Annotated in this window: 9 protein-coding genes; all 9 read right to left on the bottom strand. The window is 45.1% G+C overall.

Features of this window, described 5'->3' with window-relative positions; all coding sequences use genetic code 11:
- Positions 1-244: DEAD/DEAH box helicase (locus BHV83_RS10885; protein ID WP_502687964.1), on the bottom strand; the 244-nt coding region annotated here is incomplete at its 3' end.
- 1 nt (position 245) lies between these two features.
- Positions 246-1,604 (bottom strand): dipeptidase, encoded by a 1,359-nt coding sequence (locus BHV83_RS10880; RefSeq protein ID WP_005640333.1) that lies wholly within the window; start codon positions 1,602-1,604, stop codon positions 246-248.
- A gap of 28 nt (positions 1,605-1,632) precedes the next feature.
- Positions 1,633-1,977 carry a HigA family addiction module antitoxin gene (locus BHV83_RS10875; RefSeq protein WP_005642311.1) on the bottom strand — a complete coding sequence of 115 codons (345 nt, stop codon included), beginning with the start codon at positions 1,975-1,977 and terminating at the stop codon, positions 1,633-1,635.
- A gap of 8 nt (positions 1,978-1,985) precedes the next feature.
- Positions 1,986-2,303, bottom strand: coding sequence for a type II toxin-antitoxin system RelE/ParE family toxin (locus BHV83_RS10870; protein WP_005642309.1), 318 nt, complete (start codon positions 2,301-2,303; stop codon positions 1,986-1,988).
- A gap of 91 nt (positions 2,304-2,394) precedes the next feature.
- A complete protein-coding gene (locus BHV83_RS10865) occupies positions 2,395-2,961 on the bottom strand; it encodes a cob(I)yrinic acid a,c-diamide adenosyltransferase (RefSeq protein ID WP_005640330.1) in 567 nt (188 codons plus the stop codon).
- A gap of 26 nt (positions 2,962-2,987) precedes the next feature.
- A complete protein-coding gene (locus BHV83_RS10860; RefSeq protein ID WP_122206057.1) occupies positions 2,988-4,325 on the bottom strand; it encodes a cobyrinic acid a,c-diamide synthase CobB in 1,338 nt (445 codons plus the stop codon).
- A gap of 2 nt (positions 4,326-4,327) precedes the next feature.
- Positions 4,328-5,155: a 3-methyl-2-oxobutanoate hydroxymethyltransferase gene (gene panB / locus BHV83_RS10855; protein WP_005640328.1), complete on the bottom strand. Its 828-nt coding sequence runs from the start codon at positions 5,153-5,155 to the stop codon at positions 4,328-4,330.
- Between the two features lie 46 nt (positions 5,156-5,201).
- Positions 5,202-7,085, bottom strand: a complete 1,884-nt coding sequence (locus BHV83_RS10850) for a TonB-dependent receptor plug domain-containing protein (protein ID WP_122206056.1) — start codon at positions 7,083-7,085, stop codon at positions 5,202-5,204.
- A gap of 88 nt (positions 7,086-7,173) precedes the next feature.
- Entirely contained in the window at positions 7,174-7,575 is a 402-nt protein-coding gene (gene nikR, locus BHV83_RS10845) for a nickel-responsive transcriptional regulator NikR (RefSeq protein ID WP_005650287.1), read from the bottom strand.
- Positions 7,576-7,636 lie beyond the last annotated feature (61 nt).

Genomic DNA, 7,636 nt, shown 5'->3' with positions numbered 1-7,636 from the left:
CCGTTTCGATCTGCAAAGCCAGCTCACGGGAAGGAGCGATGATCACGGCCTGTATCTTTTTGTCCTCATCCGTCAACGTCGTCAGCAAAGGCAAAAGGAAAGCCAACGTCTTGCCCGACCCTGTCGGACTGAGCAGCACCATGTCTTTTGTCGTCCCGGCATCCAATACCGCCTGCTGCATCTCGTTCAGAGCAGTAATGCCTGTATTGGCAAGCGCACGAACAACTATTTCATTATTTGTCATATCAATTGAATCGTTTATAAAATTCGGCTACCGACTCGATTCCCTTATAAAAGAAGTCAAGCGTACAGCTTTCGTTGGGCGAATGAATCGCATTCTGTTCGAGGCCGAATCCCATCAGGACAGTCTTGATGCCCAACACCTGCTCGAAAGTCGAGATAATAGGGATACTTCCGCCACGGCGCACGGCCAACGGACGTTTGCCAAAAGCTACGGCAACGGCTTCCTCTGCCGCCTTATAAGCGGGAAGATCGATCGGACAAACATAACCTTGTCCACCATGTTTAGGCGTCACTCTTACCTTGACATAAGCCGGAGCCACACGAGCGATGTACTCTTCAAACAGTTTCGAAATCTTCTCATGATCCTGATGCGGAACCAGACGGCAGGAAACTTTGGCGTATGCTTTGGAAGGAAGGACCGTCTTGCTGCCCTCTTCCATATAACCGCCCCAGATGCCGCAGATATCGAAGGAAGGACGGCAACTATTGCGTTCCAACGTGGAATATCCTTTTTCACCGAACAACTCATCCACACCGATGGCCGCTTTATATTTCGCTTCATCAAATGGAATCTGGGCGATCATCTCGCGTTCGGCAGGCGAAACATCTTCCACATCATCGTAGAAACCGGGGATTGTGATGCGCCCGTCAGCATCTGTTATATCGGCCATCAGCTTACACAACACATTGATCGGGTTGGCAACCGCACCACCGAAATGCCCGGAATGCAAATCGCGGTTAGGACCTGTGACCTCGATCTCCCAATAGGCAAGCCCACGAAGTCCGGTTGTCAGGGATGGCGTTTCGGCACTGACCATGCTGGTATCGGAAACCAGGATCACATCCGCTTCCAACAATTCTTTATGTGTACGGCAGAAGGCTTCGAGGCTCGGCGAACCGATCTCTTCTTCTCCCTCGAAGATAAACTTCACATTACATTTCAGCAAATCCAGATTCAGGGCTGTCTCGAAACCTTTTACCTGCATCATGGCCTGCCCTTTATCATCATCCGCACCACGCGCCCAGATACGGCCATCCCGGATTTCGGGTTCGAACGGGCGACTCTTCCACAGGTCAAACGGCTCGGCGGGCATTACGTCATAGTGCGAATAGACCAAAACGGTCTGCGCCTCAGGAGAAACCATCTTTTCCCCATACACAACCGGGTTGCCTTCGGTCTGCATCACAACCGCTTTATCGGCACCGGCTGCAAGCAAGAGTTCTGTCCAGCGTTTTGCACAAGCCTCCATATCAGGCTTATGTTCATGTTTGGCACTTATCGATGGAATACGGATCAAAGAGAAAAGCTCTTCGATGAAACGGTCTTTATTGGACTCGATATATTTTTTTACGGATATCATATCTATTCTTAATTTTAATCTGTACCTACTATAATACTGCCGCTATTTTTCTAATATGGGCCAATCTCTCCAAAAAAGAGATATCGGATTTTGCCATTTGCATGTCATACCGAGCTTGCTGACGAATCCAAACTTCTGCATCAATACCAAGCGCCGCTTCAAACAAAAGAGCATATTCTGTCGAAACAGAACGCTTTCCATTCAATATTTCATTCAGCAATGTCGGAGAAACCCCCATTTGCAATGCCAATTTCCGCTGCGAAATACCTCGATATTCTATTTCATCCTTTATCAACTCGCCTGGATGTATGGGGTTGGATGGAGTCAAATTATTGGCGATCATTTTAGGATCAATACCTTGAAGTGTAATCATAGCTACAATCATTTATAATGGTTTGATAATTCTATTATATTACATACGGTAACAATCGGTTCTTCTATCGAATCCCTTACGGTAAACTCAACTCGATACTTATTATTCACCCGTACAAATGAAATACCAGCCTTATCGCCTTTCAGCATCTCATAATTCAAGGAATTTATCAAAAGAAGTTCTTCTACCTTCTTGGCATCCAAAAGAAAATCTATACACTTTTGATAACGCCTTATCACATCAGGCTGATAACGAGGCTTCTTGTTATCAGCCTTTCCTTTCTCGTAAAGGTCACGCAAATATACTTCTTCGAATGTAACAAACATATCGTTCTCGTATTTGCGTACAAATATAACGTATTCTTTCAGTATTCACAAAAATGTGAACAGCTTCTTTATGGAATCTTCAAGTCTTATTCTATTTTTTTCTCTTATACAAAAACGACTGCCAACGTTCCTCCGCATTCCCCTGGCGAAACATTTCATAGCGTGCCATTGTAAAAAACAAATCGGAAAGGCGGTTCACGAACTGCATGATCCCTGGTGAAACCGGATCTTTCCGGTTCAACGTCCACAGACGGCGTTCGGCACGGCGTACGATCGTACGGGCCAACTGCAAGTGAGCGGAAACCAAAGAGCCGCCAGGCAGGATAAAATAACCGTTATCCTCCATCTTTGCCGACAAAGCATCGATCTGTTCCTCACAAACAAGAACCAGATCATCGGATATTTTGTTCGGATTCTTATCACGAATAGCCGATGGAGTCGCCACATGTGACATGACCGCCATCATCTCCATTTGTATTTTCCCCAGCAAGCTTTGCCATTCATGTTCAGCCGGGAGTAATGCACGGATAATGCCTATTTCAGCATTCACCTCGTCCAGTGTCCCGTTCGCTTCGATCCGGATATCATCTTTATCCACCCGCTCGCCTCCATGAATCCCAGTACGACCTTTATCTCCTCCACGCGTATATATTTTCATCTTTCTTATTTATTTGTATACAGACTTCAAGTATTGCCATCGATGACAAATTTGGTAAACCATTCGTTTCCGACCGGATCCGCCCAATACAAATGCGTATATCCTGCCCAAACATTTTTATAATGATAAAGCGGAGTATCCGTTTCCACTCCTTTGGCAGTATAAGCGACAGCGCAGGACGGAAGCGGATTCTGTTGTTCCACCAGACGGGAATAGTGGAACTCATGCCCTTTCAGACGAGTTTCGTTGTATAATAAGGTACGATATCCCAGGCGTAACTTCATATTCTCCATTGTTGCAGACTGGTGCAACACGCCAGCCATCGGATAAACATCTCCATTTTTATCTCGTATCTCGTCACATAGATACATCATGCCTCCACATTCAGCCAACAATTTTCCTCCACTCTCAACATACCGGCGAATGGATTGAAGCATCTGCCTGTTTGCCGATAAAGCAGCAAGATATAACTCCGGATAACCTCCGGGAAGGTACACGAAATCAGCATCCGGCAAAGAAGTGTCTGCCAACGGACTGAAATACGTAACTTCCCCTAAATGATGCAGATAGCGAATATTCGCTTCATATACAAAATTGAATGCAGGATCGCAGGCTACCGCAATAGGGAAAGAAGGCTCACGTTTATAGATATGACGACCTGCAGATATAGGAACGACAGCTATCGCAACCGGTTTTGTCAACTCCAGCAACCGATTGATGTTTACATGCTTTTCGACAAGTTCCGCTACACGGTCGGCGAACTCTTCAAAGCAGAAATCTTCATCGAGAGACAACCCTAAATGACGGCTGGGGATCTCCACATCCGCACACTTGGGAAGATATCCCAATGCCTCGACTCCGGCATCTTCACAAGCCTGTTTCAAAAAAGAATAATGGTTTTCGGAAGCAACAAAATTAAAGACAGCCCCAACTATCTGCACTTGCTTGTTGAATTGTTTAAACCCGTACAATAAAGGAGCCACCGAATATGCCGTACTTTTCGCATTTACAATCAGGACTACCGGTATTTTCAGCATACAGGCGATTTCCGCACAGCTCCCTTTCATACCGTCATACCCGTCAAACAATCCCATCACGCCTTCGGTTACCGCCACATCCGCTTTTTCCGTATAGCCGGCATACAAATCACGCACGTGTGCCTCTGACATCATAAAGAGATCCAAGTTCACGGACGGATTACCGGCAGCCATCCTATGATGGCGTGTGTCGATATAGTCCGGTCCGCATTTGAAAGGCTGCACCTTAAACGAACGGTTCTTCAAGGCACGAAGCAAACCTAGTGTAAAAGTTGTTTTCCCGCTCCCCGATGAAGCAGCACCGATCAACAGATGGGACTGACACATTATTAATATTGTTCCTTCTCGTTCGGGAAATCTTGCGTCTTCACATCCTCAATATAAGTCTGCACGGCACGAGTGATATCTTCTGCCAAATTCGCATAACGGCGCAAGAAACGGGGAGAAAATCCCTGGTTGATACCTAACATATCATGCATAACCAACACCTGTCCGTCTACTCCTCCGCCAGCACCGATACCGATAATCGGAATCGTCAGTTCGGAAGCGACCTGTGCAGCCAAAGCAGCCGGAATCTTTTCCAATACGATTGCAAAGCAACCGATCTCTTCCAACAGATGAGCATCTGCGATCAGCTTCTTCGCTTCCGCTTCCTCACGGGCACGAACCGTATATGTCCCGAACTTATTAATAGACTGAGGCGTCAATCCCAGATGTCCCATGACAGGAATACCCGCACACAGAATACGTTCGATAGATTCCCGAATTTCAGAACCTCCTTCAAGCTTGATACAATCCGCATGCGTTTCCTTCATCACACGGATAGCCGAAGCCAACGCTTCTTTTGAGTTTCCTTGATACGTGCCAAAAGGCAGGTCCACCACCACCAAGGCACGTTTCACCGCTTTCATGACCGATTTGCCATGATAGATCATTTGGTCAAGCGTGATCGGCAGTGTCGTTACATTACCAGCCATTACGTTGGAAGCCGAATCGCCTACCAATATGACATCCATACCAGCCTGATCGATCAGTTGAGCCATCGAATAATCGTAAGCTGTCAACATGGAAATTTTCTCCCCACGCTGTTTCATTTCTATCAGGCGATGTGTGGTCACCTTTCTATTATCCTCTAAATCCCTTTTTGCAACTGACATAATGATTTTTATTAATTGTTACAAGGCGCAAAGGTATACAAAATGTTTAGAAAGTGACATCGATCCCACCCATGAAGATCGCTTTCGGCATCGGAAAACCATCATTAATAGTGTAACGGGTTGCCGTCAGGTTTTCTCCTTTCACAAAGAGGTTCAATCCTTTATCACGTGTACCGAAACGATAAGCGACTTTCGCATTCAAAGTTGTAAAATCCTCTTTCTTAGAGCATTCTGCATCTGTATACAAATCAAAGACAGACTGCATATTCACGTTCAAGGTGAAACGTCCCGGCATATAGGTGGCCCCTGCATAGAACTTATGTCCAGGGGCTCCAGGAATAGGTTTGCTCATGTGCAGATAACTATAGTTCATATCCAGGTTCAAATTCTTGCAAATCTGATAGCGAGCTTCAAACTCTATACCTTTATTCGTAAAGGTTCCTGTATTCAAATTCTTATAAGGAGGTCTACCGTCCCCATTCACGCTTACGGAATAAATCATATCTTTCCCGTCGATAAAGAAAGCTGTCAGCTCAGTATACAAGTCGCCCCCTAAAAAAGACTGTCCGACAGCAACTTCATAATTTACCATACTCTCCGGTTTCAAATCTGCATTGGCCGCTCCCCACATATACATTTCGCGGATATTCGGACTACGAAATCCTTTAGAGACAGATGCACGGATCGTATTTCCTTCAAACGGACGTACCGTAACTCCTCCCTGCGGAACCCATTCGCCTCCATAAGTGCTACTGTGTTCATAGCGGACACCGGCATTCAGGCTCAATATGCCAAAAAGTTCTTGTTGCATGATGGCATATCCGGCTGTTTCATTCACCGTTTTATCCACCAATTCTTTTTTTGAACCGTCATTATTATCATTCCAAGCATGTCCACCCCAGTTTTTATAATCCACACCGACAGTAAAGTTATTCCCCTTAAACAAACGGAACGATTCATACAATTGGACTCCCACGTTGTGGTCGTCAGAACGAAAAAGATAAGTCAAAGGCTCTTCTCCTGGATTGTAACCATCATTGATTTTATGGTTTCCCCAATTATAGAACAGGCGCAAGGCCCCGCTCATCTTACCCTGATTATTTTCCAATGCCATAGAAGCTGTTCCACGCAAAATATTCATTTTATTGTCTATAACAGGCTCAAATGTTTTACCAGGATTTTGAAACTTCGATTTGGCAAGGCTTACATCACCTGTCATCTTATAATGCTCATTGAAAGCATATCCTAAATTAGCAAAACCATTTGTGATGTTAAAATCCGAATTTGATCGATGCCCATCGGTTCGATCGTGATTTATCGAGATAAAACTACTGAATTTACCTACGTTAAAACCGTTATTCACCATATATTTTTGCGTATTGTAAGAGCCATACATCACACGCGCCTGCGTACACCGTCCTTCCTGTTCATGATGACGGGTAATAATATTGACAACCCCTCCCATCGCGTTAGAACCATACAGCAAAGAACCGGGACCACGAATCACTTCCACGCGCTCTACATCCGAAGCCACATAGGTATCAGGCAAAGAATGTCCGAACACTCCAGCCCATTGCGGTTGCCCGTCGAACAGCATTAAAACCTTATTTCCACTTCCGACACCACGAATGTTAACCGTACCTGCCGCTCCTTCCGAAACTCCAAAACCGGTAATTCCCTTTTGCGTCACAAACAATCCGGGGACATGTTGGGAAAGTACCGGCAACAATGCCGATTCGCTGCTCGCCTCGATCTGCTCCCGGTCTATCACCGAGATAGTAAGTGGCACACTGCTTCGGTTCACTTGTACCTTATTCGCTGAAATCACAACCCCCTGTAAATTAATCAGACTATCAATTGCAGCCGGATCGCTTGCAAAGACCAGCGAACTGCACAAAAGCCCGGAAGCAAGTAAAATTACTTTTTTCATATCTCACTTTTATGTATTAAATTTCTATTGTTATTTAATCGTGTTACACTTTTCAAAATTCGTGTCACCATACGGGTAAAAAATATATCTAATCAGCCCGGCTCATAACCAACTTGCCATGCTTAAGCCCCTTTATCGTAGTCAACCGGTCCGACAACTCAGTCAGACGGTAAGCTGTGCCCATCACGGTTGCAATGTGCAGACAAAAATTCCGGTTCACATAATATTGGGAAGAAGACAAGATAACATCCTGATAATTTTGCTGAATATCGGCAATCCGGGAAGTAATATCCTTTTTTACCTGGTCATACATAAGAATGATCGTACCTGCCACGATATGGTTACATTGCCATTTCTTTTCAGCGACATTCTTCTCCACCAGAAAACGGATCGCCTGCGAACGGTTGGCGAAACCGTTCTCGCTCACATACTGATCCAACGACTCCAGCAGGTTATCCTCCAACGAGACTCCGAAACGCTTCAAAGGCATATTCCACAATTTTTTGATTCTTAAATTATTGCCTGCAAATATACTACTTTTTCGATAAAAT

Source organism: Parabacteroides sp. merdae-related_45_40 (assembly GCF_001915675.1).
This window is presented reverse-complemented; position numbering and strand designations above follow the sequence as displayed.